The organism is Micrococcus sp. KRD096, from assembly GCF_017168495.1.
GTDB classification, from domain to species: domain Bacteria; phylum Actinomycetota; class Actinomycetes; order Actinomycetales; family Micrococcaceae; genus Micrococcus; species Micrococcus luteus.
In genome coordinates, this window is record NZ_JABFAY010000017.1 from 13,952 (window position 1) to 39,017 (window position 25,066).

General features: G+C 73.7%; 20 protein-coding genes. 15 read left to right on the forward strand and 5 right to left on the reverse strand.

Going from position 1 to position 25,066, the window contains the following annotated elements:
• The first annotated feature begins 13 nt into the window (after window positions 1–13).
• The 6 genes from J1M41_RS07930 to J1M41_RS07955 all read left to right on the forward strand — a co-directional run bounded on the left by J1M41_RS07930 (window position 14) and on the right by J1M41_RS07955 (window position 7,932).
• Entirely contained in the window at window positions 14–1,597 is a 1,584-nt protein-coding gene (locus J1M41_RS07930; protein WP_041103546.1) for an acyl-CoA carboxylase subunit beta, read from the forward strand.
• Complete coding sequence (locus J1M41_RS07935) at window positions 1,594–1,887, forward strand: hypothetical protein (RefSeq protein WP_239664491.1); 294 nt, start codon at window positions 1,594–1,596, stop codon at window positions 1,885–1,887. The genes J1M41_RS07930 and J1M41_RS07935 overlap by 4 nt, the downstream gene beginning before the upstream one ends.
• Before the next feature lie 35 nt (window positions 1,888–1,922).
• Window positions 1,923–3,611 (forward strand): DUF885 domain-containing protein, encoded by a 1,689-nt coding sequence (locus J1M41_RS07940; protein ID WP_206451506.1) that lies wholly within the window; start codon window positions 1,923–1,925, stop codon window positions 3,609–3,611.
• Complete coding sequence (locus tag J1M41_RS07945; protein WP_206451507.1) at window positions 3,608–4,303, forward strand: nucleoside triphosphate pyrophosphatase; 696 nt, start codon at window positions 3,608–3,610, stop codon at window positions 4,301–4,303. The genes J1M41_RS07940 and J1M41_RS07945 overlap by 4 nt, the downstream gene beginning before the upstream one ends.
• Window positions 4,304–4,467: 164 nt before the next feature.
• Entirely contained in the window at window positions 4,468–6,324 is a 1,857-nt protein-coding gene (locus tag J1M41_RS07950; protein WP_206451508.1) for a biotin carboxylase N-terminal domain-containing protein, read from the forward strand.
• 171 nt (window positions 6,325–6,495) lie between these two features.
• Window positions 6,496–7,932, forward strand: a complete 1,437-nt coding sequence (locus J1M41_RS07955; protein WP_163721068.1) for an MFS transporter — start codon at window positions 6,496–6,498, stop codon at window positions 7,930–7,932.
• A gap of 102 nt (window positions 7,933–8,034) precedes the next feature.
• Here J1M41_RS07955 and J1M41_RS07960 read toward each other — a convergent pair whose 3' ends face one another.
• Entirely contained in the window at window positions 8,035–9,474 is a 1,440-nt protein-coding gene (locus J1M41_RS07960; RefSeq protein ID WP_199489689.1) for an NAD(P)H-quinone dehydrogenase, read from the reverse strand.
• A gap of 64 nt (window positions 9,475–9,538) precedes the next feature.
• Between J1M41_RS07960 and J1M41_RS07965 the strand changes: the two genes are divergently transcribed.
• From J1M41_RS07965 to J1M41_RS07990, 6 genes are all read left to right on the forward strand, one after another.
• Window positions 9,539–10,384 (forward strand): purine-nucleoside phosphorylase, encoded by an 846-nt coding sequence (locus tag J1M41_RS07965; protein WP_044659714.1) that lies wholly within the window; start codon window positions 9,539–9,541, stop codon window positions 10,382–10,384.
• Window positions 10,384–12,114, forward strand: a complete 1,731-nt coding sequence (locus tag J1M41_RS07970) for a phospho-sugar mutase (protein ID WP_206451509.1) — start codon at window positions 10,384–10,386, stop codon at window positions 12,112–12,114. The genes J1M41_RS07965 and J1M41_RS07970 overlap by 1 nt, the downstream gene beginning before the upstream one ends.
• A 20-nt stretch (window positions 12,115–12,134) precedes the next feature.
• Window positions 12,135–12,824, forward strand: coding sequence for a deoxyribose-phosphate aldolase (gene deoC, locus J1M41_RS07975; protein WP_036340586.1), 690 nt, complete (start codon window positions 12,135–12,137; stop codon window positions 12,822–12,824).
• A 58-nt stretch (window positions 12,825–12,882) separates the two neighbouring features.
• Window positions 12,883–13,188, forward strand: coding sequence for a hypothetical protein (locus J1M41_RS07980; RefSeq protein WP_206451510.1), 306 nt, complete (start codon window positions 12,883–12,885; stop codon window positions 13,186–13,188).
• A gap of 78 nt (window positions 13,189–13,266) precedes the next feature.
• Window positions 13,267–14,334, forward strand: coding sequence for an acyltransferase (locus J1M41_RS07985; RefSeq protein WP_206451511.1), 1,068 nt, complete (start codon window positions 13,267–13,269; stop codon window positions 14,332–14,334).
• Window positions 14,331–15,269, forward strand: a complete 939-nt coding sequence (locus tag J1M41_RS07990) for a low molecular weight phosphatase family protein (protein ID WP_119217471.1) — start codon at window positions 14,331–14,333, stop codon at window positions 15,267–15,269. The genes J1M41_RS07985 and J1M41_RS07990 overlap by 4 nt, the downstream gene beginning before the upstream one ends.
• A 10-nt stretch (window positions 15,270–15,279) precedes the next feature.
• Here J1M41_RS07990 and J1M41_RS07995 read toward each other — a convergent pair whose 3' ends face one another.
• Window positions 15,280–16,614: an O-antigen ligase gene (locus J1M41_RS07995; RefSeq protein ID WP_122054093.1), complete on the reverse strand. Its 1,335-nt coding sequence runs from the start codon at window positions 16,612–16,614 to the stop codon at window positions 15,280–15,282.
• 126 nt (window positions 16,615–16,740) lie between these two features.
• On the opposite strand from J1M41_RS07995, the gene J1M41_RS08000 reads away from it, so the two are divergent.
• Window positions 16,741–18,132: a polysaccharide biosynthesis tyrosine autokinase gene (locus tag J1M41_RS08000; RefSeq protein WP_170747770.1), complete on the forward strand. Its 1,392-nt coding sequence runs from the start codon at window positions 16,741–16,743 to the stop codon at window positions 18,130–18,132.
• A gap of 108 nt (window positions 18,133–18,240) precedes the next feature.
• Here the strand turns inward: J1M41_RS08000 and J1M41_RS08005 are convergent, their stop codons facing one another.
• On the reverse strand, window positions 18,241–18,801 hold the full coding sequence (locus tag J1M41_RS08005; RefSeq protein ID WP_170747769.1) for a hypothetical protein: 561 nt from the start codon (window positions 18,799–18,801) through the stop codon (window positions 18,241–18,243).
• Window positions 18,802–19,105: 304 nt separating this feature from the next.
• Between J1M41_RS08005 and J1M41_RS08010 the strand changes: the two genes are divergently transcribed.
• Together J1M41_RS08010 and J1M41_RS08015 are read left to right on the forward strand one after the other, a co-directional pair.
• Window positions 19,106–19,993 (forward strand): nucleotidyltransferase family protein, encoded by an 888-nt coding sequence (locus J1M41_RS08010; protein WP_095695445.1) that lies wholly within the window; start codon window positions 19,106–19,108, stop codon window positions 19,991–19,993.
• Window positions 19,983–20,315 carry a PqqD family protein gene (locus tag J1M41_RS08015; protein ID WP_098093389.1) on the forward strand — a complete coding sequence of 111 codons (333 nt, stop codon included), beginning with the start codon at window positions 19,983–19,985 and terminating at the stop codon, window positions 20,313–20,315. The genes J1M41_RS08010 and J1M41_RS08015 overlap by 11 nt, the downstream gene beginning before the upstream one ends.
• A 6-nt stretch (window positions 20,316–20,321) precedes the next feature.
• On the opposite strand, the gene mfd is transcribed toward J1M41_RS08015, so the two are convergent.
• Window positions 20,322–23,978 carry a transcription-repair coupling factor gene (gene mfd, locus J1M41_RS08020; RefSeq protein ID WP_206451512.1) on the reverse strand — a complete coding sequence of 1,219 codons (3,657 nt, stop codon included), beginning with the start codon at window positions 23,976–23,978 and terminating at the stop codon, window positions 20,322–20,324.
• Window positions 23,975–25,033: a MauE/DoxX family redox-associated membrane protein gene (locus J1M41_RS08025; RefSeq protein WP_206451513.1), complete on the reverse strand. Its 1,059-nt coding sequence runs from the start codon at window positions 25,031–25,033 to the stop codon at window positions 23,975–23,977. The genes mfd and J1M41_RS08025 overlap by 4 nt, the downstream gene beginning before the upstream one ends.
• Window positions 25,034–25,066 lie beyond the last annotated feature (33 nt).

Genomic DNA, 25,066 nt, shown 5'->3' on the forward strand with positions numbered 1-25,066 from the left:
ACAAGGAGGACGTGTGACCGATCCCGATCTGACCACCACGGCCGGCCGGCTGGCCGACCTGCATCGGCGGCTCGAGGCGACGGCCGCGCCCGGCGGCCCGGACGCCGTCGAGCGCCAGCACGCGCGCGGCAAGCACACCGCGCGCGAGCGGATCGACCTCCTCCTGGACGAGGGCTCCTTCGTGGAGCTGGACGCGCTGGCCGTGCACCGCACCACCGCGTTCGGCATGGACGCCAAGCACCCGGCAGGCGACGGCCTGGTGTCCGGCTTCGGCACCGTGGACGGGCGCCAAGTGGCCGTCTACTCCCAGGACTTCACCGTGTTCGGCGGCTCGCTGTCCGAGCGCAACGGCCAGAAGATCGTGAAGGTCCAGGAGTTCGCCGCGCGCAACGGCTGCCCCGTGATCGGCATCCTCGACGGCGGCGGCGCGCGCATCCAGGAGGGCGTGGCCTCCCTCGCCCAGTTCGCGGACATCTTCCGGAACAACGTCCTGGCCTCCGGCATGATCCCGCAGATCTCGCTGATCATGGGCCCCTCCGCCGGCGGCGCGGCCTATTCGCCGGCGCTGACGGACGTCGTGGTGATGGTGGACCAGACCTCGCACATGTTCATCACCGGCCCGGACGTGATCAAGACCGTCACGGGCGAGGACGTGGACATGGAGACCCTCGGCGGCGCCCGCTCGCACAACGCCACCTCCGGCACCGCCCACTACATGGCCTCCTCGGAGGAGGACGCGATCGCCTACGTGCAGGAGCTGCTCGAGCTGCTGCCCTCCAACAACCTTGCGGAGGCCCCGACCTTCGAGGCCGCGGACCCGGAGCCCACGGACGAGGACCTGGCCCTGGACGAGATCGTCCCGGACTCCGCCAACCAGCCCTACGACATGCTCGAGGTCATCGCCTCGATCGTGGACGAGGGCCACCTGCTGCAGCTGCAGGAGCTGTACGCGCCCAACGTGATCACCGGCCTGGCCCGCCTGGACGGCATGAGCGTGGGCGTCGTCGCGAACCAGCCGATGCAGTTCGCCGGCACCCTGGACATCGCCGCCTCGGAGAAGGCCGCGCGGTTCGTGCGCTTCTGCGACGCGTTCAACATCCCGATCATCACCCTCGTGGACGTGCCCGGGTTCCTGCCCGGCACGGACCAGGAGTTCAACGGCATCATCCGCCGCGGCGCCAAGCTGATCTACGCCTACGCCGAGGCCACCGTGCCGAAGCTGACCGTGATCACGCGCAAGGCCTTCGGCGGCGCGTACATCGTGATGGGCTCCAAGAAGCTCGGCGCGGACCTGAACCTGGCCTGGCCGAGCGCCCAGATCGGCGTGATGGGCGCCCAGGGCGCCGTGAACATCCTGTACCGGCGCGACCTGAAGGCGACGGCGGAGGCGGGCGGCGACGTCGACGCGCGCCGGGCCGAGATCGTGGCCGACTACGAGGCCGAGCTGCTCAACCCGTACCAGGCCGCCGAGCTGGGCTACGTGGACGCCGTGGTGCCCCCGCACGCCACCCGCGGCCAGCTCATCCGCGCCCTGCGCGCCACCCTGCACAAGCGCGAGGCCCGCCCCGCCAAGAAGCACGGGAACATGCCGCTGTGAGCGCCCCGCTGGGTCCGGGCACCCCGGACGAGAACGACGAGTCCACGCAGGCCACGCCGGCGCCGGCCGACCCGCTGCAGCTCAGCGGCCCGGAGTTGGAGCCGGAGGAGATGGCGGCGCTGGCCGCCGTCCTCGAGGCGGCCGCCGCGGCCCGGGCCGAAGCCGCCCGGCTCGCCGCCGCGGCCGCCGACCCCCGTCCCCTGGACCGCACGCTCCGCCGTCGCGGCGACCTGGGCCTGTGGGCCCGGCCCGGCCGCGGCCAGTGGCGTCAGGGCGCGGGCCCGCAGTGAGCCGGGAGGCGGGCGCCAGCGCCTAGAGTGCCGGTATGACCCAGCACACCTCCGAGGCCGCCGCCGACGGCGCCCGCACCCCGTCCGCCATCGACGCGCTCGCCGAGCGCTACGTGACCGACCTCCTCGCCCTGCATCCGGACACCGCCACCGAGCTCGGCTTCCCCGGCCGAGAGACCGAGTACACGGACTTCTCCCCCGCCGGCGCCCGCGCCGACGACGAGCTCAACGCCCGCCTGCTCGAGGACTTGGCCGCGCTCGAGCCGCAGGACGAAACGGACCGCGTCACGAAGGCGGCCATGCAGGAGCGCATCGGCCTCGAGCGGGAGATCCACGCGACCGGCCGCACCGAGCTGAACAACATCGCCTCCCCTGCCCAGGGCATCCGCGCGGTCTTCGACCTCATGCCCACGGACACCGCGGAGCAGTGGGGCCACATCGCCGGCCGCCTCGAGAACCTGCCGGCCGCCCTGCGCGGCTACACGGAGTCCCTGCTCGCCTCCCGCGACGCCGGCCACGTGGCCGCGGTGCGCCAGGTGGACATCGTGGTGGAGCAGGCCCGCGCCCACGGCGCCGTGGGCGGGTTCTTCCCGGGCCTGGTCGAGCGGGCCGAGGCGGCCGACGTCGTGGACGACGCCCTGGCCGCCCGCATCCGCTCCGGCGCGGACACCGCAGCGCAGGCCTACCGCGACTTCGCGGACACGCTCGAGGCCGAGCTGCGCCCGCACGCCCCGGAGGCGGACGGCGTCGGGATCGAGTACTACCGGCTGGCCTCCCGCGTCTTCCTCGGCGCCGAGATCGACCTCGAGGAGACCTACCGCTGGGGCCAGGAGGAGCTGGCCCGCATCATCGCCGCGCAGCAGGCGGACGCCGAGCGCATCCGGCCGGGCGCCACGATCGAGGAGGCGCGCGCGATCCTGGACGCGGACCCGGAGCGCACCCTGAAGGGCACCGAGGCCCTGCGCACATGGATGCAGCGGCTCTCCGACGACGCGGTCGAGGCCATGAAGGAGCACTTCGAGATCCCGGCCCCGATGGACCGGCTCGAGTGCATGATCGCCCCCACCCAGGAGGGCGGCATCTACTACACCGGCCCCTCGGACGACTTCTCCCGGCCCGGCCGCATGTGGTGGTCCGTGCCCCCGGGCGAGGACGAGTTCACCACGTGGGCGGAGACCACCACGGTCTACCACGAGGGCGTGCCGGGCCATCACCTGCAGATCGCCACCGCCATGATGAACCGGGCGAACCTCAACCTGTGGCGCCGCAGCTTCTGCTGGACGTCCGGCCACGGCGAGGGCTGGGCGCTGTATGCGGAGAAGCTCATGGAGGAGCTCGGCTTCCTCGACGACCCGGGCGACCACCTCGGCATGCTGGACATGCAGCGCATGCGCGCGGCCCGCGTCGTGTTCGACATCGGCTACCACTGCGGCTTCGACGCCCCCGAGTCCGAGGGCGGCGGCGCGTGGACCCCGGAGAAGGGCTACGCGTTCCTGGCCAAGCACCTGATGATGTCCGAGGGCCAGCGCCGCTTCGAGTTCACGCGCTACCTCGGCTGGCCGGGGCAGGCGCCGGCGTACAAGGTGGGCCAGCGCATCTGGGAGCAGATCCGCGCCGAGCACGAGCAGGCCGAGGGCGCCGACTTCGACCTCAAGGCCTTCCACACCCGGGCCCTGCGCCTGGGCGGCATGGGCCTGGACACCCTGCGGGAGGCGCTCGCGTGATCCCGCACGACGACGGCGCGGCCGGCCCCGGCACGGGCCTGCGGCTGGTGCTCGGCTCGGCCTCCCCCGGCCGAGCGGAGGTCCTGACCCGGGCGCGGGTGCCGTTCCGCGTCGTCGTCTCGGGGGTGGACGAGGCGGCCGTGGGCGCGGCGGCGGGCGACCCGTCGCCGGCGGAGCTGGCGGGCCTGCTGGCGGAGGCCAAGGGCCGCGACGTGGCCGCCCGGGTGGCGGCCGCCGGCGTCGACGCGCCCACGCTCGTGCTCGGCTGCGACTCCGTGTTCGAGTTCGACGGCCGCGCCCACGGCAAGCCCTATGAGCCCGAGGTCGCCGTCGAGCGCTGGCGCGCCCAGGCCGGCCGGCAGGGCGTGCTGCACTCGGGCCACTGGCTGGGCCTGGTGCTGCCGGAGTCCGGGGCCGCGTCGGGGATGGCGGAGGAGGCGGGCGTGGTGTCCGCCGTCGTGCGCTTCGGCGCCGTCACCGAGGCCGAGATCCAGGCCTACGTGGCCACGGGCGAGCCGCTGCACTGCGCGGGCGCGTTCACGGTGGACGGTGCGGGCGCGGCCCTCGTGGACGGCGTGGACGGGGACCCCAACGCGGTGATCGGGCTGTCCGTGGCGTGGCTGCGGCGGGCCACGGCGGCCCTGGGCCAGGACTTCACCCGGTTGTGGGAACCCTCCAACGCGCAGCGCTGATCCGGCGCGACAGGGCCGCGTGCCTCGGAGGGTTCCGCCACAACGAGTAGGGTGCTGGTCAGAGTCGGCGCCGTCCCGCGCCTTTCGCCCCACCGGGTGAGGGGCACGACCCCGGACGTGGCGCCCGCACCCCCAGCCGTGATCGTCCGAGGAGTCCATCGCCCATGAGCATCGCCGACGCACCGCAGGCCTCGGTCGTCCCGCCCGTCGACCCCGCGGCGGAGCGCCGGTTCTCCCGGGTGCTGATCGCCAACCGCGGCGAGATCGCCGTGCGCATCATCCGGGCCTGCCAGGACGAGGGGCTGACCTCCGTGGCCGTCTACGCCGAGCCGGACCGGGACGCCCTGCACGTGAGGCTCGCAGACGAGGCCGTGGCCCTCGGCGGGGAGACCGCCGCCGACTCCTATCTGGTGATCGGCAAGATCCTCGACGCCGCCGAGCGCGCGGGCGCGGACGCCGTGCACCCCGGCTACGGCTTCCTCTCCGAGAACGCGGACTTCGCGCGCGCCGTGGCTGACGCCGGCCTCGTGTGGATCGGCCCGCCCGCCGAGGCGATCGACCGGCTGGGCGACAAGGTCTCGGCCCGCCAGCTGGCCACCAAGGTCGGCGCCCCGCTGGCGCCGGGCACCACCTCCCCCGTGACCGGCACGGAGGAGGTCGTCGCGTTCGCGGACGAGTTCGGCCTGCCGGTGGCCATCAAGGCGGCCTACGGCGGCGGCGGCCGCGGCATCAAGGTGGCCCGCACGCGCGAGGAGATCCCCGAGTTCTACGAGTCCGCGGTCCGTGAGGCCGTGGCCGCGTTCGGCCGGGGCGAGTGCTTCGTGGAGCGGTTCCTGGACAAGCCGCGCCACGTGGAGACGCAGTGCCTGGCGGACGTGCACGGCGACGTCGTCGTGATCTCCACCCGCGACTGCTCGCTGCAGCGCCGCAACCAGAAGCTCGTGGAGGAGGCCCCGGCGCCGTTCCTCACGGATGAGCAGAACGCCCGCCTCGTGGAGTCCTCCAAGGCGATCCTGCAGGAGGCCGGCTACGTCGGCGCGGGCACGTGCGAGTTCCTCGTGGGCCAGGACGGCACCATCTCCTTCCTCGAGGTGAACACGCGTCTGCAGGTGGAGCACCCGGTCTCCGAGGAGATCACCGGCATCGACCTCGTGCGCGAGCAGTTCCGCCTGGCCCGCGGCGAGGCCCTCGGCTACACGGACCCGCAGCCCCGCGGCCACTCGATCGAGTTCCGCCTCAACGGCGAGGACCCGGGCCGCAACTTCCTGCCCGCCCCCGGCCGGCTCACCACGTTCCGCATGCCCAGCGGCCCGGGCGTGCGCGTGGACTCCGGCGTGGTGGAGGGCGAGACCGTGTCCGGGGCCTTCGACTCCATGGTCGCCAAGCTGATCGTCACCGGTGCGGACCGCCGCCAGGCCCTGCAGCGCGCCGCCCGCGCCCTGCGCGAGGCCGAGATCGTCGGCATGCCCTCGGTGCTGCCCTTCCACCGCGCCGTGGTGCGCGACCCCGCCTTCGCCCCCGAGATCGCCGGCTCGGAGGAGCCGTTCTCGGTGCACACCCGGTGGATCGAGACGGAGTTCGCGAACCGCATCGAGCCGAGCGCCCTCACCCCGGCCGAGCCGGCCCCCCGCGAGGCGCGCCACACCGTGACCGTGGAGGTCAACGGCAAGCGCGTGGACGTCACCCTGCCCACGTGGGGCGAGGCCCTGCACACGATCTCCGGCGCCGCCCAGCGGGCCGGTGCGGGACGACGCCGGCCCCGCGGCAAGCGCGGCGCACCGGTGGCCGCGGCCGTCAGCACGGACGCGCTGACCGCCCCGATGCAGGGCACCGTGGTGAAGGTCGCCGCCGAGAACGGCCAGACCGTGGCCGAGGGCGACCTGATCGTGGTCGTGGAGGCCATGAAGATGGAGCAGCCGCTCGCGGCCCACCGCGCGGGCGTGGTCAGCGGTCTCGAGGTCGAGCCGGGCCAGACGGTCACGGCCGGCACGGTGATCGCCACCATCGCCGACGCGGAGTGAGCCGCCGGCGACGACGGCGGGGAGCGCCGGCGTCGTGGGCTGGTTCCACATGGTGGACGACGGGGACATGACTCTCGCAGATCGGCGCGACGAGGCTTAACCTGACACGCATCTTCGTCTCACATCGTGGTCGTTCGCGACCCCCTGTGCCCGTCATACCAGGGAGACACCATGTCCCACTCCACCCCGCCCGCGAACCCGGGCGCCCCCACCGATCTCACGTCGGACGCGGTCGCCACTGCGGAGGAGGTGCCCCGCTCGCGGGTCATCATCGCCTCGCTCGTGGGCACCTCGATCGAGTTCTACGACTTCTACATCTACGCCACGGCCGCCGTCTCGGTGTTCCCGCTGATCTTCTTCGCGGGCGGCGACGACAACACGGCCCTGCTGGCCTCCATGGCCACCTTCGGCGCGGCGTTCGTCGCCCGGCCGCTGGGCGCCGTCGTCTTCGGCCACCTGGGCGATCGCGTGGGCCGCAAGACCACGCTCATCGGCTCGCTGCTGACCATGGGCATCGCGACGTTCCTCATCGGCCTGCTGCCCACGTACTACCAGATCGGCCTGTGGGCGCCGGCCATGCTGACGCTGCTGCGCTTCTTCCAGGGCCTGGGGCTCGGCGGCGAATGGTCCGGCGCCGCCCTGCTGGCCACCGAGTATGCCAAGGACGGCAAGCGCGCGCAGGCGGCCATGTGGCCGCAGCTCGGCGCGCCGATCGGCTTCCTGCTGGCCAACGGCCTGTTCCTCGCGCTCGTGCTCGGCTTCAGCCACGACTCCACGAGCCCGGTGCTCGACGGCCCGTTCCTCACGTGGGTGTGGCGCGTGCCGTTCCTGCTCTCGATCGTGATGGTGGCCGTGGGCCTCTACGTCCGCGTCAAGCTCGAGGAGACCCCGGTCTTCCAGCGCGCCCTCGACCGCGACCAGCGTGTGAAGGCGCCGCTGGGCGAGGTGTTCCGCCGCAACTGGTGGGAGCTGATCCTGGGCACCTTCGTCATGTACGCCACCTACGTGCTCTTCTACCTGATGACCACGTGGATCCTCTCCTACGCGATCGGCAAGCCGGCCAACGGCTTCCTGGGTGTCCCCTACGCCGAGTTCCTCGTGCTGCAGCTGGTCGGCATCCTGTTCTTCGCGGCGTTCGTGCCGGTCTCCGGCCTGCTGGCGGACCGCTTCGGCCGCCGCCCCACCCTGATCGTGATCTCGGTGCTCATGGTGGTGTTCGGCCTCTCGTTCGGCCTGTGGCTCTCGCCGGAGAACATGGGCGTGGGCGCGGAGCTGAACGTGCCGCTGATGCTGGCGTTCCTGGCCACGGGCATGACGCTCATGGGCCTGACCTTCGGGCCGATGTCCGCGGTGCTGCCCGAGCTGTTCCCCACGAACACGCGCTACACCGGCTCCGGCATCGCCTACAACGTGTCCTCCATCCTCGGCGCCGCGCTGACCCCGTTCATCGCCGCCTGGCTGGTGCAGAAGTTCGACGTCTCCTACGTCGGCTACTACCTGGCCGCCGCCTCGGCGATCACCGTCATCGCGCTGGCCCTCTCCCCCGAGACCCGCCACACGGACCTCGACACCGTCACCTCGGCCCGGGAGCGCCGCGCCGCACGCTGACCCCGGCCGGCCCCCGCCCGCACTGTCGAACGTGACATCGGGGGAATGGACGCTTTCGGTCGTGAGATAGGCCCTATCTCACGACCGAAAGTCGTCTCTGGGTCAGATGCGCACGTGCAGGCGTCGCGCCGCCTCCGCGATCGACCCGGACATGGACGGGTACACGGTGAAGGTGTCCGCGAGGTCGTCCACGTGCAGCTTGTGCGTGACCGCGAGCGCGAGCGCGTAGATCAGCTCGGAGGCGCGCGGCGAGACCACCACGCCGCCGATCACGGTGCCGGAACCCTGTCGCGCGAAGATCTTCACGAACCCCTCCTCCGCGCCGGACATCTTGGCGCGGGGGTTGGTGTGGAAGTCCAGGCGCAGCACGTCCGCCTGGTACTGGCCGGAGTCCACCTGCGCCTGCGTGACGCCCACGGTGGCGATCTCCGGCGAGGTGAAGATGTTCGAGGCCAGCAGGTGCGGGCGCAGCGGCTTGAGGGCGTCGCCGAGCAGGTGGGCGACGGCGATGCGCCCCTGCATGGCCGCCACCGAGGCGAGGGCGAGCTTGCCCGTGCAGTCGCCCGCCGCGTAGATGCTCGGCACGGACGTGCGGGAGACGCCGTCCACGAGCACGTGGCCGGAGCCGGTCAGCTTCACGCCCACGTCGTCGAGGCCGAGGCCCGCCGTGTTCGGCACGCCGCCGACGGCGACGAGGGCGTGGGAGCCCTCGATCGACGGGGTGTCCTCGGCGCCCTCGCCGGAGAGGTGCACGCGCACGCCGGTCTCGGTCCGCTCGACGGCCTCGGCGCGGGAGCGGGCGATCACCCTGAGGCCGTTGCCCTCGAAGACCTTCTCGAGCAGTTCGGCGGCGTCGGCGTCCTCGCCGGGGAGCACGCGGTCGCGCGAGGAGACGAGGGTGACCTTGGCGCCGAGGCGGTTGTAGGCCGAGGCGAACTCGGCGCCGGTGACGCCGGAGCCCACGACGATCAGGTGCTCGGGCAGCTCCTTGAGGTTGTAGACCTGCTTCCAGTTGAAGATCCGCTCGCCGTCCGGGACGGCGGTGGGCAGCTCGCGGGGGCTCGCGCCGACGGCCACGAGGATCGCGTCCGAGGTGATGATCTCGGGCTCGGCGCCGGCGTCGGCGTCGTCGAGGGCGCGGACGGACACCTCGTGGGGGCCGACGACGCGGCCCACGCCGTCGATCACCCGGACGCCGACCCGCTCGAGGCCCGCGCGGATGTCCGAGGACTGCTCGTGGGCCAGGTTCAGGATGCGGCGGCCGACCTGGCCCATGTCCGCGTGGACCTCGGCCCCGCCGAGATCGACGCCCAGGTCCACGGAGGCGCCCACGCGGCGCATCGAGTCGGCGGCGGCGATCAGCGTCTTGGAGGGGACCACGTCCGTGAGGACGGCCGCGCCGCCCAACCCCTGGCGCTCGACCAGGGTCACGCGGGCGCCCAGCTTCGCGGCCACCATGGCGGCCTCGTAGCCGCCGGGGCCGCCGCCGATGATGGTCAGGGACGGGATGAAGGTGCTGTTTTCCTCGGTCACGGGCTCCATTGTGTCCGCCGCGGACGGGAAAGTCCTAGCCCGCGCCCACGGGACACCGCCTAGACTCCACGACGTGACCGACCAGACCAGCATCCCCTCCCCCGACTCCCCCCTGACCGGCGACCATCCGGGCTTCGCCGAGGCCCGCGCGGCCGCCGACACCATCGCCCGGGCGACGGGCGTGGCGGAGCACCGCGTCGCCGTCGTCCTCGGCTCCGGCTGGGGCGAGGCCGCCGGCCTGATCGGCGACGAGGTCGCCGCCGTGCCGCTGGCCGAGGTGCCCGGCTTCCACGCCCCGAAGGTGCCCGGCCACAACGCGGTGATCCGCTCGGTCCGACTGCCGGACGGCACGCACGCCCTCGTCTTCGGCTCGCGCACGCACTTCTACGAGTCCCGCGACGCCCAGGCCGTGGCGCACACCGTCCGCACCGCCGCCGCCGCCGGGGCGCGCACCGTGGTGCTGACCAACGGCTGCGGCGGCCTGGACCCGGAGATCGCCCCGGGCACTCCCGTCCTGATCGCGGACCACATCAACCTCACCGGCGCCACCCCGCTCGTCGGCGCCACGTTCGTGGACCTGACCGACCTCTACTCCCCGCGGCTGCGTGCGATCGCCCGTGAGGTGGACCCGTCCCTGCGCGAGGGCGTGTACGTCCAGTTCGCCGGCCCGCAGTACGAGACCCCCGCCGAGGTGCGGATGGCGCGCACCCTCGGCGGCGACCTCGTCGGCATGTCCACGGCACTGGACGCGATCGCGGCCCGTCACGCCGGGCTGGAGGTGTTCGGCATCTCGCTGGTGACCAACCTCGGCGCCGGCATCTCGGAGACGCCGCTGTCCCACGCCGAGGTCGTCGAGGCCGGCCAGGCCGCCGGCCCGCGCATCGCGCGCCTGCTCGCGGACATCGTGGGGCGGCTCTGATGCCCGCGCATCCCCCGCACGACGACGTCGCCGCGCTCCCGGAGGACGTCCTCGCCCGGGCTGAGCGGTGGGCGGCGGAGGACCCCGATCCCGCGCACCGGGACACCCTGCGCGCCGAGCTCGACGCGGCCGCCGGCGTCGGCCCGGAGGCCGCGGCCGCCCGGGCGGCGCTCGCCGCCCGCTTCGCCGGGCCGCTCGTCTTCGGCACCGCCGGCCTGCGCGCCGAGGAGGGCCCGGGCGAGTCCCGCATGAACCGGCTCGTGGTGCGCCGCACCGCGGCGGGTCTGGCCGCCCACCTGTGGGACGGCGTCGGACGGGACGCGGCCCCGCCGCTGGCCGTCGTCGGGTACGACGCGCGACGCGGCTCGGCCGCCTTCGCCGCGGACACGGCCGCCGTCCTGACGGCCGCGGGCGTGCAGACCGTCCTGTTGCCGGACCCGCTGCCGACGCCGGTGCTCGCCTTCGCGGTGCGCCATCTCAGCGCGGACGCGGGCGTGATGGTCACGGCCAGCCACAACCCGCCCGCGGACAACGGCTACAAGGTCTACCTCGGCGGGCGGCTCACGGACGAGGCGGGTCGCGGGGCGCAGATCGTCTCCCCCGCGGACGCGGAGATCGCCGCCCGTATCGACCACGCCGCGTGGGCCGCGGACATCCCGCTCGCCGACGACGGCTGGACCGTGGCCGGGCCGGACCTGCTGGAGGCCTACCGCGCGGCGGCCCTCGGCGTGCTCGACGACGACCGGCACGGCCACCGCGACCTGCGCGTGGTCTACACGCCCCTGCACGGGGTGGGCGGCGCCGTGGTCCCGGGCCTGCTCGAGGACGCCGGCTTCGGCCCCGTCCACGTGGTGGCCGAGCAGGCCGCCCCGGACCCGGCCTTCCCCACGGTCGCGTTCCCCAACCCGGAGGAGCCGGGGGCGATGGACCTCGCCCTCGCCCTGGCCGCCGAGGTGGACGCGGACCTGGTGATCGCCAACGACCCCGACGCAGACCGCCTGGCCCTGGCCGCGCCCGTCACCGACGTGGACGGCGTCCGCACGTGGCGGATGCTCTCGGGCGACGCCGTCGGGACGCTGCTGGGCGCGCACGCGATGCCGGCCCTGCACGCGGCCGGCCGCAGCGCCGCGAACTCCGTGGTCTCCTCCCCGCAGCTGGCCGCCCTGGCGGAGGCGAACGGGGTGAGGCACCACGTCACGCTGACCGGCTTCAAGTGGATCTCCCGCGCCCCGGACCTCGGCTTCGGCTACGAGGAGGCCCTCGGCTACTGCGTGGACCCGGACATGGTGCGGGACAAGGACGGCATCACGGCCGCCCTCATGGCCGCGGAGCTGGCCGCCGCCCTCACAGCGCAGGGACGCGGCCTGATGGACGCCCTGGCCGACGTCGACGCGGTCACCGGCGCCATGCCCAGCGCCCAGGTCTCGGTCCGCGTGGCGGACCTGTCCCTGATCGCCCGCACCATGACGGCCCTGCGTCAGCAGGCGCCGGCCACGCTCGCGGGGGAACCGGTCACCGTGCGCCGGGACCTGGCCGCCGGCGGGGACGGGCTGCCGCCGACGGACGCACTGCTGTTCGCCACCGACTCCGGCACCCGCGTCCTCGTGCGCCCCTCCGGCACCGAGCCGAAGCTCAAGTGCTACCTCGGCACCCGGGACGCCGACCCGGCCGCGGCCGCCGAGCGGCTCGAGGCGCTGCGCGCCGAGGTGACGGCCCTCGTGGGCGGCTGAGCCTCGGTAGGCTGGCGGACATGACCGTCTCCCTCACCACCGCCGAGCTGGCGAAGTACATCGACGCGACCGCCCTGAAGGCCGACACCTCGGAGGCGGACGTGCGCCGCCTCGTGGCCGAGTCCCGCGAGGCCGGGGTCAAGAGCGTCTGCATCAACCCCGTGTGGGTGCCGCTGGTGGCCGCCGAGCTCGCGGGCTCGGACGTGCTGACCTGCACCGTGATCGGCTTCCCCCTCGGCGCCAACGCCTCGGAGGTCAAGGCCTTCGAGGCCCGGCAGGCGATCGACGCCGGCGCGGACGAGGTGGACATGGTCCTCGACGTCGCCGCGGCCCGCGCCGGGGACCGCGACCGGCTCGTCGCGGACGTCCGCGCCGTGGCCGAGGCCGCGCACGCGGATGGCCCCGCAGGCGACGGCGGGGCGCTGCTCAAGGTGATCGTGGAGACCGCCCTGCTGGACGACGACGCGATCGTCCTGGCCTGCGAGGCCGCGGTCGAGGCCGGGGCGGACTTCGTGAAGACCTCCACGGGCTTCTCCACCGCGGGCGCCACCGTCGAGCACGTCGCGCTGATGCGCCGCACCGTGGGCGAGCGCATCGGCGTGAAGGCCTCCGGCGGGGTGCGCACCCGCGCGGACGCCCTGGCGATGATCGAGGCCGGCGCCACCCGGATCGGGGCCAGCTCCGCGCTTGCTATCCTGGGATCCGACTGACTCGCATCACTTCGGCCGGGCGTCCGCCCCGGCCGGGACCGCACCGAAGGAGCATCACGTGATCCGCAACGGCAAGGCCATCGACCACTCCAACGTGGGCGGCGTCTGGGGTTCCCTGATCGCCTCCATCGTCGCCTTCGGCGCGTTCCTCGGCTGCCTCTACGCCATGGGCTTCTGGTCGCTCGAGTCGGTCTGGATCCCCGGCCTGATCGCGCTGGCCCTGGCCACTGTGGCCTTCATGATCCCCAAGGCGTTCCTGGGCCGCAGCGACACCGTGGACACCACCGCCATCCACACCCGTCCCGTCGTCGAGCACGCCGCCTCCGGCGCCCACGCCGTCGAGACCGGCGCCGCGCACCGCTGAGCCGTCCCGGAGCCGAGGATCGCTGACACCGGTCGTCCGGCCGCCGCGCGCCGAAGGGCGTCCACCCGCAACACGGGGGTGGACGCCCTTCGGCTTGTCTCCATCGCGGCGGTGGTGCTGGGTCACGCATACCTGACGGACCTCATCTTCAGCCGGTACCTGGAGATCTGGCGGATGCCGCTGTTCTTCTTCCTCACCGGCTACTTCTGGACGCGCGGCCGCCCCTGGGCCACGGACGTGTGGGGCCGCTTCCGGAGCCTGATGGTGCCGTACCTGGTGTGGGCGGCGCTCATGTCCGTGGCCGCATTCGCGTGGTTCGCCGACGACCCCGACCTCCTGCGGCGCCTGATGATCACCGGCTGGTACGGGGGCGCGGACCAGGAGCCCCCGTGGTGGGCGTTCTGGTTCATCTCCGTCCTGTTCTTCACCACGGTGCTGCGCCGATTCCTCGAGCGCTTCCCGTCCGCCGTCGCCTGGGCCGTGGGCCTGGCCGGGCTGGCGTGGGCCCACCTCGTGCCGGACTCCGCGATCGCCCGCACGCCGCTGGGCGTCGGGCTGGCCCTGCCGTGCCTGTTGTTCGTCCTCAGCGGGGAGATGTTCCGCCGCCGCGTCCAGCCGCACGTGCGGCGCCACCGGACGCTCATCGGCGTCGGCCTGGTGCTGCTCGGGATGGTCGCGGTCCGGCTGGGCCTGGAGCCGCCCAACATCAAGTTCGGCGGCTTCGGCACGCCGGTGCTCACCCCCGCCGTGGGCGTCCTGATGTCCGCGGGGATGGTGCTCGTGTTCGGTTCCACGGTGGAGAGGCTGCTGCGCTCCTTCGCCCGACGCACCGGGACGGGTCAGGCCCTGCGCCGCGCCATCACCGCCCTGGTCCGGACGGGCACGGTGGTGGTGCTGCTGCACGGCTGGGTGCTGATGTGGGTCACGCGCCACGGCGTGGAGGACAACGCCGCCAAGTTCGCCCTCGCGCTCGCCCTCAGCTGGCTGGCAGGCCTCGCCCTGCTCGCCACCCCCCTGTCCAAGCCGTTCACGGGGGCGCGCCGCCGCTGGCACCCGGTGCACCGCCTGCGACACGTGGAGCCCCCGCACCCCGTCACGTCCGCGCTGCCGCGCGTCACGACCGCCTCGGAGAGGACACACCCATGAGCAGGGATCATCGCCCCCCGATCCGCAATCCGTTCCTGCCGCCGACGCCGGAGGAGCCCGAGGTGCCGGCCCGCGACGGCGGCCACCCGGCGGGTGACGGCGGCGACGCCGACGCCCCGGCGGCCTCCACGGCGCGGGAGGATCGCCTCGCCGAGTTCCGGCTCGGCCCGGCATTCCGCCCCCACCCGGCCGACCCCGCCACGCCGCGGCAGCGTGCGACGCCGACCGAGCGCACGGTGGCTCCCGCGCCCGTCAGGGCCGCTGAGCCAGCCTCGCCTGCCTCACCGGCCGACCGTGTCCCCGGCCCCCTGCCGAGCGCCCGCGTCCTCGTCGTATGCACGGGCAACATCTGCCGCTCCGCCTACGTGGAGTACGCGCTGCAGGCGCAGCTCAACGCCCTGCTCGGCGACCGGGGCCGCGCGGTGGTCACGAGCGCGGGCACGGAACCGAACCAGGCGCTGACCGTCCCCGGCCCGCTGCTCGACCTCGCGCCGAGCCGCCGAGTCCGCGCCGCGTTGACGCAGCATCGACCGCAGCAGCTGACCGGGCGTTCGCTGGCGGACCAGGACCTCGTCCTGACCGCGACGGACGACCACCTGGACGAGGTGCTGCGTGAGGACCCCGCGGCGGTGCGCCGGACCTTCACGATCCTCGGCATGGGCACCCTCCTGCGCGACCACGGCGAGGAGCTCGCCGCGGCGGTCCCTCCGGGCGCGGGCGTCACCGCGCTCGTCACGGCGCTGGCGGAGCTGCGCTCCCGCCTGATCGCCCAGGGGGAGCGACCGGACGCGGATCTGCCGGACCCGTTCCGCGGCCCCGCCGAGGGCTACGCCGCCATGGCGCAGACCGCGCAGCCGATCGTCGAGCTGCTGGCGTGGGAGATCGCCCGGGCCCTCGACGGGGACCTCGTGGAGGAGGAGCCGACGGGCGCCTGACCGGCCGGCGTCAGAGATCGGGGACGGCGTGCCCGCCGGAGGACGGGGCGTGCTGCCCCCGGCGCGCCGCGGCCAGGACCCGACGACGGCGCCGCTCGAGCACCTCGCTCTCGAGCGGGGCGTCCCGCTCGTCGAGCCAGAGGGTCACGCCGGCGGCGACGACGAGCATGCTCGGGATCGTGATGAACACCTCGCCCAGCTGCGTCGCGGAGACGAACACGACGACGGCCGCCGCCTCCACCGCCACGCGCGAGGGGGTGCGCAGCCGGGCGCTGAACAGGCGCAGCCCGAAGAACGCGTAGGCGCCGAGGACGGCGAGGAGGAGCACGACACCGCCCTCGGTGTAGAGGCCCGCGTAGGAGTTGTGGTAGTGCCACGTGGCACCGCCGAAGTCCACGTACGCCGTGGTGAGGCCCCGGCCGTACCACGGCGTCTCCGCGACGCGCACGGCCGTCTCGGCCTGGATGTTCGAGCGCAGCCAGTCCGTGCCGGTGCGGTCCGCGAAGAAGGCGATGCGGGCCAGGTTCTCCTCGGCGAACGCGACCGCCCAGGCGAGGACCGCCAGCAGGACCAGGCGCAGACCCGCCCCCATCCGCGGCGTCAGCCAGAGCCACAGGACGGCGCAGGCGAAGCCCGCCATGGAGGTGCGGGAGCCCGTGAGGACGACGCACACCGCGGCGGCGACGAGCAGGATCAGCTTCCACCGCCGCGTCCGCACCAGGGCGAGCGCCAGGACCGGCATGGCCGCGTAGTAGAGGCCCGCCACGTTCTTGTCCGCGAGGATGCCGGTCAGGAAACTGCCGTAGGGCGCGGGGACGAGGCCGGCGTAGAAGAGGGGCACGTTCAGGGCCATGGCGGCGCCGAGCCCGACGGCGAGCGAGCGCAGGCTGAGCCGGCCGCCGGCGATGCAGCCGACGAGCCCGACGAGGGCCGCCATCCGCACCCACCGGCGCAGCCATTCCAGGTCCGGGATGCCCTGGGACACGGAGACGATCGCGAGGAACAGCAGCACGGCGGCGGCGAGCACGGCGGTCAGCCCGAGGGCGGAGACATCGCGGCGGGACCGTCGGCACAGCGCCAGGGCCAGCAGCAGGAGCATGCCCGCCTCGTTCAGCGGGAGCGCCACGGGGCCGAGGGGGACGCTGAACGCCTCCATGGCCAGCAGGGCCCCGAGCAGCAGTTCGGGGATGCGCAGGGGCTCGCGCGGGACGGCGGCGTCCTGGTCGGCCGACCACACGGACGTGCCGCGGGCGGCGGCGCGGGCGTGCTTCTCCCGTTCCGTCTGCAGGGCCACGTAGCGGGGGTCGGAGTGCCGCGGTCCGTGCGCGCCGTGCCCCACCGTCATGACCGCTCCTCCGTCGCCCTGCCGGGGCGCGTCTCCGCCCCACGCTCAGCGTAGACGAGTGCGAAGGAATGGGCTGTCCCGCTTGTTAGAGTGACCTGAGTCGCTGCCCTCCGATCCTGGGACCCCATGAACATCATCGATTTCCTTCGTGTGCTGCGTGCGAACCGCCTGGTGATCCTGGGGTGCGCCGCCCTGGGCCTGGCATTGGGCCTCCTCTACTCGCTGCTGCAGCCCACGCTGTACACCGCCACCTCGACCGCGTTCGTCACGGTGGAGGGGGAGGCGAGCATCTCCGGCACCGAGACCGCCCAGACCCGCGCCCAGTCCTACATCCCGCTGATCAACAGCCGCACGGTCCGCGAGCGGATCGCCGCCGAGGGCCTGGACACCGCCGGCGCGACCTTGAGCGCCGCCCTGGTGCCGAACTCCAACCTCATCACGGTGTCCGCCGTGGCCCCCGATGCGCAGCAGGCCGCCGCGCTGGCCAACGGGGCGCTCGTGGCGACCGCCGACGTGGCGAACGAGCTCGATCCGACGTCCAACGTCAAGGTCACGGCCATGGAGGACGCCCTCGCGCCGGCCGCGCCCTCGAGCCCGGACCGCGTCCGCCACCTGCTGTACGGCCTGGGCGCAGGTCTGGTCCTCGGCCTGATCGTCGCGTTCCTGCGGCGGCTGCTGGACGTCAACGTGCGGACGACCACGGACGCCCAGGTGGCGGGCGGGGCGGGCCTGCTCGGCGCCATCCCCCTGGACCCCAGCATGAAGGCGGACCGCACGGCGCCGATGGCGCCCCTCTCCCCCCGCGCGTCGGAGGCGGTGCGCCAGCTGCGGACCAACCTGCGGTTCGCCGCGGTGGACGACCCGCCCCGCACCATCGCGTTCACCAGTTCGAACCCCGGCGAGGGCAAGTCGACGGTGATCGGCAACCTGGCCCTGACCGTGGCGGCCGCCGGCCAGCCGGTGATCCTCATCGACGCCGATCTGCGTCGCCCCCGTCAGGCAATGCAGTTCGGCGTCGACGGCCGCGTGGGTCTGTCCGAGGTCCTCAACGGGGACGTCGCCCTCCAGGACGTGCTGATCCCCGTGGGCGAGGAGGGGCTACTCCTCCTGCCTGCCGGCCGCACTCCCCCGAACCCGTCCGAGCAGCTCGGCTCCGAGCGGATGAAGGACCTGCTCACCGCCCTCGCCGAGACGCACATGGTGCTCGTGGACGCCCCGCCCGTGCTGCCCGTCACGGACTCCACCCTGCTCGCCACGGCGGTGGACGGCACCGTCCTGGTGATCCGCCACGGCAAGACCCGCAAGGAGCACCTCGAGGTGGCCCGGGACATGCTCGCGGGCGTCCACGCCCGGGTGCTCGGCGTCGTGCTCAACGGCACCCCGGCCTCCGGCGTGGGCTCGGACTACTACGGCGGGGGCTACGGCGCGGACGGCGGCAGCTACGACGCCTACTACCAGGCGCCCCGGGACGCCGCCGAGGCCGCGGCCGGGACCGCGGGCGACACGTCACGACGCTGACCGCGCCCGGCCGCAGGGCCAGGTCGTCGCAATGACGACGCGGGCACGGGGATGCAGAAGGGCCCCGCCTCTGAGGAGGCGGGGCCCTTCGTGGCGGTGCTCAGAAGATCAGCACTTCACCGAGGGCGGGGTGGTCTCGAAGCAGTTGCTGAACTCGACGACACCGTCGTTGCAGAGATCCGCGCCCTCAGGAGCGCTCGTCGGCAGGGCCAGCTGCAGCTTGCCCTTGACGCAGCCGGACTCGTTGGCCGAGTTGCCGGTGTTGTTCACCAGGTAGTAGTAGGTCTTGGACTCGCCCGGCTGCAGGAGCAGCTCGGGGTCCATGGCGGCCAGTCGCCTGCCTCCATCGCACGGGCTGTCGGTGTAGAGACGCGCCTCACCGTTTCGGGTGGTATGACCGCCGAACACCACGGTCACCGTGCCCGGGTTGACGTACACGGGGGTGGGCGACGTGTTGGTGATGGTGATGGTGAAGCCGTAGGCCTGCTTGATGCCATCGGAGTGGCCGCCGCCCTGGTGCTTCACGGCGGTGCCCGTGGTCACGTCGGCACAGCCGGTCGGGGAGGCCGCGGCGAACGGGGCGGCGGCGACGGCGGCGACGGCCGGGACCGACCACGCGATGCCGGCGGTCACCTTGCGACGGGAGAGGGTGGAGGTGTTCTTCTGCATGGCTTCACTCGTTTCGAGTCGAGGTGTGGCTTTCGCGCCCGAACGGGGTTACGCGAGTGGACGGAGCACCGCGGGATACTCGGTGAGTATTTGCTGTGGAACTCTCCAGCTGAGTGTAGATGGGCCGCACAGCTCATTGCCAGCCCTCTCGCACATTCCTGGCGGGCGCGCCGCGTCGTGGCTCCCGGGACCATGCGGATCTCCTGCCACCGGTCCATGAATTCACCCGAAGTTCAACCTCGCCCAACAACGTATCAAGCACAGTCGACGACGGCCCTCCTTTCGCTCGACTAAGCTCGCGGCCATGGGGGAACATGCGACGGGACAGCGACCGGCCGCCCCGCCGTCCCTGGACCTCGAGGTCCGCGTCCGCCTCGCTCACGCCCGCATCACGCATCTGCTGGACCGGGCCGGCATCCGCGGCCTGCATCTCAAGGGCTACGCCACCGAGCCCGGCGTCTACCCCGACCACCGCCGCAGTTCGGACGTGGACCTGCTGGTCCCTCCGGCCGATGCCGACGCCGTCATCGCACTCCTGGGCTCCCACGGCTGGGAACCGGTCGCCACCTTCTCTCAGGGGTCGATCTTCCAGCACGCGGCCACGCTCTGGCATGACCAGCTGGGGTACGTGGACGTGCATCGGCTCTTCCCCGGCCTCGGCGCGTCCCCCGAGGCGGCCTTCGACGCCCTGTGGAGCGAGCACATCCACCTCGTGATCGCCGGCCGGTCTGTCCCGGTGCCGAGCCCGCGCCATCAGCGGCTCGTCGTGATCGTCCACGCGGCCCGCGACCCGTTCCGCGGTGGCCTCGACGTCCGGCACATCCGGGAGTCCCTCCCCGCCGAGAGCTGGGCCGCCCTGCGCGAGGAAGCCCACCGGCTGGACGCGGGTGCGGCCTGGCACGTCGCCACGGGCGAGGCCGCCGACGGCGTCGACACCCGGCAGCTGACCCTCTTCGCGGCGCTGCACGAGAGCCAGAGCGGTCTTGAGCTGTTCCGCACCCGGTGGCGGTCGGCCGCCACGGTGCGGGAGCGGGCCGCCCTCGTGGCCCGCACGATCCCGGTGAACCGCCCCCATCTGCAGATGCGCCTGGGCCGACCCGTCACCCGCGCAGACCTGTGGCGCGAGCAGCGCGCCCGGCTCGGCGCACTCGCCGGCTGGGCCTGGACGAAGGCGGTGCGCCGTGACCGGTGAGACCACCGAGGGCTGGGCGCTCGCCCCCGACATCGCGTGGGCCCGCACCGCCGGCGGCCAGGCCGCCGTCATGACGCTCGAGGCCGGTCAGCCGCTGCTGTTGGGCGCCTCGGGCGACGTGATCTGGGACGTCCTCGTGGGCGGCCGCACCCCGGGGGACGACCTGATCGCGGATCCGCCGGTGCCGCTGTCGACGACGGACGTCACGGTCCAGGTGGCGGAGGCGTTCGGCCTCGCTCCCGCCGACGTCGCGGCCGACGTCCATGCCTTCCTCGAGATGCTCGAGACGCACGGCGTCCTCGACCGCGTGAGGACGGCCTGACCCGGCTCAGCCCTCCGGCGCGAAGATCGCGTCGACCACCTGCTGCGCCCACTCGAGCAGCGGGACGTCCACGAGATCCTGACCCATGACCGGCTTGGTCTTGGGACGCGGGATGAGGACGCCGTTCAGGGCCGGCTTGACCTGGGCGCCCTTGTACATGCGGGTCAGGCGCATCTGGCGGGACTCCGGCAGGTCCGCGGCGGGGCCGAACTTCACGTTCTGCCCCAGCAGCATGACCTCGGTGACGCCCGCGGCTCGCGCCCGGTTGCGGAACCGGGCGACGGCGACGAGCGCCTCCACCGGCTCCGGCAGCGGGCCGTAGCGGTCCTTGAGCTCCTCCACCACGGCGTCCACGGCGGCGTCGTCCGCGGCCTGGGCGAGGTTGCGGTACATCTCCAGGCGCAGCCGCTCCCCCGGCACGTAGTCGTGCGGCAGATGGGCGTTGACCGGCAGCTCCACCTTCACCTCGGCGGGCGCGGTGTCCTCCTCGCCCTTGAAGTCGGCCACGGCCTCGCCCACCATCCGCAGGTAGAGGTCGAAGCCCACGCCGGCGATGTGGCCGGACTGCTCCCCGCCCAGCAGGTTGCCGGCGCCGCGGATCTCGAGGTCCTTCATGGCCAGCTGCATGCCCGCGCCGAGCTCGTTGTGGGTGGCCACGGCCTTGAGGCGTTCGAGGGCCACCTCGCCGAGGGGCTTCTGCGGGTCGTACAGGAAGTACGCGTACGCCCGCTCGCGGCCACGGCCCACGCGGCCGCGCAGCTGGTGCAGCTGGGAGAGGCCGTAGCGGTGGGCGTCCTCCACGATCAGGGTGTTGGCGTTGGCGATGTCCAGGCCGGTCTCGATGATCGTGGTGGAGACGAGCACGTCGAACTTCCGCTCCCAGAAGTCCACCATGATCTGCTCGAGCCGGGCCTCGCTCATCTTGCCGTGGGCGACGGCGATCCGGGCCTCCGGCACCAGCTCGGCGATGCGCTTGGCCACCTTGTCGATGGTGGTGACGCGGTTGTGCACGTAGAACACCTGGCCCTCACGCATCAGCTCGCGGCGGATGGCCGCGGTGACCTGCTGGTCCGAGTACGGGCCCACCGAGGTGAGCACGGGGTGGCGCTCCTCCGGGGCGGTGGCCAGCGTGGAGGTCTCGCGGATGCCGGTGAGGGACATCTCGAGGGTGCGCGGGATGGGCGTGGCGGACATGGCGAGCACGTCCACGTTGGTGCGCATCTTCTTCAGCGCCTCCTTGTGCTCGACGCCGAAGCGCTGCTCCTCGTCCACGATCACCAGGCCCAGGTCCTTGAACTGCACCTGGTCGGAGAGCAGCCGGTGGGTGCCGATCACCACGTCCACCTCACCGTGCGCGAGCCCCTCGACGACCTCCTTGGACTCCTTGGCGGTCTGGAACCGGGAGAGCGCGGCCACCTTCACGGGGAAGCCGGCGAACCGGTCGGAGAACGTCTGGTGGTGCTGGCGGGCGAGCAGCGTCGTCGGGACGAGGACGGCCACCTGCTTGCCGTCCTGCACCGCCTTGAACGCGGCGCGCACGGCCACCTCGGTCTTGCCGAAGCCGACGTCGCCGGAGACGAGCCGGTCCATGGGGACGGCCGCCTCCATGTCCTTCTTGACGTCCTCGATGGTGGTCAGCTGGTCCGGCGTCTCGATGAACGGGAACGCCTCCTCCAGCTCGCCCTGCCACGGGGTGTCCGGGGCGAACGCGTGGCCGCGCGAGGCCATGCGGGCCGAGTACAGGCGGATGAGCTCGCCGGCGATCTCGCGGGTGGCGCGCTTGGCCTTGGACTTGGTCTGCGCCCAGTCCGAGCCGCCCATCTTGGACAGCGACGGCGTCTCCCCGCCCACGTAGGTGGAGATCAGGTCGAGCTGGTCGGTGGGCACGAACAGCCGGTCGCCGGGGGCGCCGCGCTTCGAGGGCGCGTACTCGAGCACGAGGTACTCGCGGTAGGACTCCTCGGCGCCGGGGGCGGTGCGCGGGCCGCCGGTGACCTTGCGGCGCTGCAGCTCCACGAAGCGGGCGATGCCGTGCTGGGAGTGCACCACGTGGTCGCCGGGCTGCAGGGTCAGCGGGTCGACGGCGTTGCGCCGCTTCCGGGCCAGCCGCGCCCCGGGGGCGCGCGTGCCCGCGGTGCGGTGCCGGCCGAAGAGGTCGTGCTCCGTGATCAGGGCGATCTGCGCGTCCGGGATCGTGAAGCCGGAGCCGACGGGCGCCGTCGCGATGGAGACCCGCCCCGGGGCGAGGTCCGCGGGCAGGGGCCCGTCCACCACGGAGGCCGTGAGGCCGGCCTCCGTGGTGAGCTCGGCGAGACGGCGGGCGGAGCCGGGGCCGTCGGTGAGGACCACGGCATGCCACCCCTCCGCGAGCCGGACGCGGGTGTGCGCGACCATGGCCTCGATGTCGCCCGAGAAGGTCTGCGGGACGCCGAGGGTGGCGCGCAGGGTGGCGGCGTCGGGCAGCAGCTCATCGTCCGAGACCAGCGCGGTGACGGACCAGAACCCCTGGTCCTGCTCGAGCGCGGCCGCGCGGAGTTCGGCCACCGTGAGGAAGCCGCCCGCGGCGGACTGGTCCGCCCCGGCCACGTCCACCGGGGCGACCGCGCCCTGCGCGGCACCGGCCCACGCGGCCTGGAGGAACTCCTCGTTGGTGGCCAGCAGGTCGTCGGCGCGGCCGCGCAGGCGCTCGGGCTCCACGAGGACGGTCAGCGACCCGGCGGGCAGCATGCGCGGCAGCGACGTCATGGCCTCGGCCAGCAGCGGCGAGAGGGACTCCATGCCCTCCACGGCCACGCCCTCCGCGATCCGGTCCAGCATGTCCGCGGCGGCGGGCATGGCCGGGATCAGCTCCTTCGCGCGTCGGCGCACGTGGTCCGTGATCAGCAGCTCCCGGCACGGGGGCGCGTACAGCTCGGACGGGTGGCCCGAGCCGTCCTCCGTGGTGTCCTCGAGGGAGCGCTGGTCCGCCACGGAGAACCAGCGCATCTGCTCCACCTCGTCCCCGAAGAACTCGATGCGCACGGGGTAGTCCTCGGTGGGCGGGAACACGTCGATCAGCCCGCCGCGCACGGCGAACTCGCCGCGCCGGCTGACCATGTCCACGCGGGAGTAGGCGGCGTCCGCGAGCGCGGCCACCACGCCGTCGAAGTCCCGTTCCTCCCCCGTCCGCAGGGTCACGGGGCTCAGCTCGCCGAGCCCGGCCACGAGGGGCTGCAGCACGGCGCGCACGGGGGCGACGACGATGCGCAGCGGACCCTCCGCGTGCTCCTCCGGGTGGGCGAGGCGGCGCAGCACGGCCAGGCGCGCGCCCACGGTGTCCGAGCGCGGGGACAGGCGCTCGTGGGGCAACGTCTCCCAGGACGGGAACAGCGCGGCGGCACCGGCGGGGGCCCAGGCGGCGAGGTCGGTCACGAGGTCCTCGGCCTCGCGGGTGGTCGCGGTGACCACGAGGACGGCGGCGCGCTCGCCGTGGCCCTCGGCCAGCGCCTCGGCGAGGACGGTCAGCAGGGGCGCGCGGGCGCCGTCGGGCAGGCCGATCTCCAGCTCGACGCCCCGGGCCTCGAGCGGCCGGGCGGCGGAGGCGGCGGCCGCCTCGATGGCGCGTTCGGCGCGCAGGCGCGGCAGCAGCGGGGCGAGGACGGGGGTGGTCTCGGGGGCGCTCATGCGCGGACCTCCGGGGTGGCGGCGGAGCCGTCCGTGGCGGCGGGCAGTTCGGTGGTCATGATCTCCCGGATCTCTTCGAGGAAGGCGAGGACGTCGTCGGCGCCGCCCACCGGGCCGCCGGCGGTGAGCCGGTCCGTGCCGAGCAGCACCGCGGTGGGGAACGAGTGCAGGCCGAGGGCCTGCGAGGCGGCGCCGGCCGGGTCGGCGAGCACGAGCGACGCGTCGACGGCGCCGCTGTGGATCGCCCCCTCGGCGCCGGGGGCGTGCTGGGGCATGAGGACCCGCAGCCGGACCGGCCCGAGCGCGTCCTTGAACTCGTCCAGCCGCTCGATCACCCGCGCGCAGGAGCCGCATCCGGTGGACAGGCGCAGAGCCACCACGGCCCCGTCCGTGACCAGCCGGTGCAGACCGGTGTACTCGCCGTCCGCGACCACGACGGCGTCCGGGAACGGGTGGCGTTCGGGTTCGGCACCGTCGGCCGGGTCGACGGCGGCCTCAGCCTCGGGCGTCGCCGGGGCGGCGTCGGGTGCGGCCGGGACGGACTCGCGCCCGGCCAGGAACGCGGCGGTGGCGAGCAGCACGGACACGAGCAGGGCCCACGCCCACGCCCCGGCGCCGAAGGCGATGAGCGGCTGCCAGGCCAGGCCCGCGCCGTGCACCGCCAGCGAGACGATCCCCTCGGCCAGGGCCAGGACGGCGAGGGCCAGGAAGACGACGTTGCGGACCACGGTGGTGCGGGAGATCGGGGCGGCCGAGGCCTCCCCGAAGCAGCCGCACGAGACGCCGTCGTCCTGGGCCCGGACCACGAGCGCGAGGAAGGCGGCGAAGAGGGCCACGGCCACCAGGCCGACGACGGGACGCAGCAGGGTGAAGGGCTGCAGGAGGGCGGCGGCGAGCAGCAGCTCGAGCCAGGGGAACGCGCGCGCCAGGGCGGGAGCCGCGAACGGGCGGGGCACCCTGAGTCGGGTGAACGTGGCCTGCACGTCCTCGCCGGAACGGAGCTTCGCCGTCCCGCTCAGGAGCATGATGAGGGCCACGGCCCAGAGTGCCGACATGGCGGACACACCTTCCAGGGGGTTCACGAGGGG

What these genes read in the sequence shown, in the direction of transcription:
- J1M41_RS07940 (WP_206451506.1), top strand. Translation starts at nt 1,923, where the DNA reads ATGACCCAGCACACCTCCGAGGCCGCCGCCGACGGCGCCCGCACCCCG.
- J1M41_RS07950 (WP_206451508.1), top strand. Translation starts at nt 4,468, where the DNA reads ATGAGCATCGCCGACGCACCGCAGGCCTCGGTCGTCCCGCCCGTCGAC.
- J1M41_RS07955 (WP_163721068.1), top strand. Translation starts at nt 6,496, where the DNA reads ATGTCCCACTCCACCCCGCCCGCGAACCCGGGCGCCCCCACCGATCTC.
- J1M41_RS07960 (WP_199489689.1), bottom strand. Translation starts at nt 9,474, where the DNA reads ATGGAGCCCGTGACCGAGGAAAACAGCACCTTCATCCCGTCCCTGACC.
- J1M41_RS07970 (WP_206451509.1), top strand. Translation starts at nt 10,384, where the DNA reads ATGCCCGCGCATCCCCCGCACGACGACGTCGCCGCGCTCCCGGAGGAC.
- deoC (WP_036340586.1), top strand. Translation starts at nt 12,135, where the DNA reads ATGACCGTCTCCCTCACCACCGCCGAGCTGGCGAAGTACATCGACGCG.
- J1M41_RS07990 (WP_119217471.1), top strand. Translation starts at nt 14,331, where the DNA reads ATGAGCAGGGATCATCGCCCCCCGATCCGCAATCCGTTCCTGCCGCCG.
- J1M41_RS07995 (WP_122054093.1), bottom strand. Translation starts at nt 16,614, where the DNA reads ATGACGGTGGGGCACGGCGCGCACGGACCGCGGCACTCCGACCCCCGC.
- J1M41_RS08000 (WP_170747770.1), top strand. Translation starts at nt 16,741, where the DNA reads ATGAACATCATCGATTTCCTTCGTGTGCTGCGTGCGAACCGCCTGGTG.
- J1M41_RS08005 (WP_170747769.1), bottom strand. Translation starts at nt 18,801, where the DNA reads ATGCAGAAGAACACCTCCACCCTCTCCCGTCGCAAGGTGACCGCCGGC.
- J1M41_RS08010 (WP_095695445.1), top strand. Translation starts at nt 19,106, where the DNA reads ATGGGGGAACATGCGACGGGACAGCGACCGGCCGCCCCGCCGTCCCTG.
- mfd (WP_206451512.1), bottom strand. Translation starts at nt 23,978, where the DNA reads ATGAGCGCCCCCGAGACCACCCCCGTCCTCGCCCCGCTGCTGCCGCGC.
- J1M41_RS08025 (WP_206451513.1), bottom strand. Translation starts at nt 25,033, where the DNA reads ATGTCGGCACTCTGGGCCGTGGCCCTCATCATGCTCCTGAGCGGGACG.